This window comes from Mesorhizobium sp. M7A.F.Ca.CA.004.06.1.1 (assembly GCF_003999135.1).
GTDB lineage: Bacteria > Pseudomonadota > Alphaproteobacteria > Rhizobiales > Rhizobiaceae > Mesorhizobium.
In genome coordinates, this window is record NZ_RZPQ01001257.1 from 1 (window position 1) to 911 (window position 911).

The window sequence follows — 911 nt, forward strand, 5'->3', positions numbered from 1 at the left end:
ATGCGGAAACAGGGCACCATCCTGCGCCACCACGCCGATGCCTCGCCGATATGCCGGCACCGCAGCGCCGCCATTGGCCAATATCGTACCGTCGAGCGTGATGTGCCCCTGGTCCGGCGCCTCGAAGCCGGCAATCAGCCGCAGCAGGGTCGTCTTGCCGCAGCCGGAAGGACCGACAATCGCCGTGCGGCTGCCGCTGGCGACGTTCAGGTCGACGCCGGCAAGGGCGGCCACCGGGCCGTACTGCTTGTGCAAGCCACCGATTTCGAGAAAGCTCATCGTCCGGCCATCCGTTTCGACTGGACATAGAGCAGCCAGGTCAAGGGCAGCGACATCGCCACCATGATGAAGGCGTAAGGTGCCGCGGAGGCATAATCAATCTCGCCGCTGTAGGACCAGAACGCCATCGCCAGCGTGCGGGTGCCGTTCGGCGCCAGCATCTGGGTGGCGGTCAGTTCGTTCATGATGCCGAGCGCCACCAGCGCCATGCCGGCCGCGGCACCCGGCGCCGACAGGCGGATCGTCGTCGACCACAGCGCCTGCAGCGGCGGGCGGCCGAGGCTGGAAGCGGCGCGTTCGAGCTCGACCGGTGCCTGCGCGATCGACGCCCGCAGGCTGACCAGCGCGCGTGGCAGGAACATCAGCGCATAGGCCACCAGGATGGTGAACAGGGTCTGATAGAGCGGCAGCGCGATGCGCACCGTGATGGTGACCAGCGCCAGTGCAATGACAACCCCCGGCAACGAGCCGACAATGTAGTTGCAGCCCTCCAGCAGGCGCTGCAATGGCCCCGGGGCGCGGATCGAGATCCAGGCCATCGGCATGGCGGCGACGGTGGCGAGCAAGGCGCCGGCGAGCGCCAGGAACAGCGTCTGGCCAAGCGCCAGGCCGATCTCGTCCAGGCGCCAGAC

2 protein-coding genes are annotated in these 911 nt (G+C 67.9%); both read right to left on the bottom strand.

The genetic code is table 11. The features are described 5' to 3' along the window. On the bottom strand, positions 1–279 hold a 279-nt coding region (locus tag EN906_RS35600; protein ID WP_127375842.1), incomplete at its 3' end, for an ATP-binding cassette domain-containing protein. Next, positions 276–911: ABC transporter permease subunit (locus tag EN906_RS35605; protein ID WP_164777678.1), on the bottom strand; the 636-nt coding region annotated here is incomplete at its 5' end. The genes EN906_RS35605 and EN906_RS35600, both read right to left, overlap by 4 nt.